The following is a 550-nucleotide window of genomic DNA, read 5'->3' on the forward strand; positions in this document are numbered from 1 at the left end:
CGAAGATCCGCTTGGGGCGTTTTGAGGATGGCCCGCACTACTTGAACGTGGGTGATACTTTCACTATCACCACTCGCGACGTGCCGGGAACAAAGGAATTGGTGTCAACCACGTTTGCAGGGCTTCCAGGTGACTGTCGCCCCGGTGATCGTCTGTTGATCGACGACGGCAACGTGGCGGTTCGTGTTATTGAGGTAACTGATACTGACGTGAAGACTCGCGTTGAGGTTCCCGGTAATGTTTCGAACAACAAGGGCATTAACCTTCCGGGTGTGGCTGTTTCGGTGCCCGCACTGACGGAAAAGGATGAGGAAGATCTTCGCTGGGCGCTTAACATTGGTGCCGATTTTATTGCCCTGTCGTTTGTGCGTGACGCCAAGGACATTAACGATGTTCACGCGGTCATGGAAGAGGTTGGTATTTACCGCCCGGTAATTGCCAAGATTGAGAAGCCGCAGGCCGTTGAGCATCTGCTTGAGATCGTGGAAGCATTTGACGGCATCATGGTCGCCCGTGGTGACTTGGGCGTTGAGGTGCCGCTCGAGACGGT

The 550-nt window shown here is 54.5% G+C and carries 1 protein-coding gene; it reads left to right on the plus strand.

What is annotated here, in order from left to right; translation table 11 throughout:
- On the plus strand, nt 1–550 hold a 550-nt coding region (locus HMPREF1627_RS00765), incomplete at both ends, for a pyruvate kinase (RefSeq protein WP_034500337.1).

Origin of the sequence: Actinomyces sp. S6-Spd3 (assembly GCF_000758755.1) — a bacterium.
Lineage (GTDB): Bacteria > Actinomycetota > Actinomycetes > Actinomycetales > Actinomycetaceae > Pauljensenia.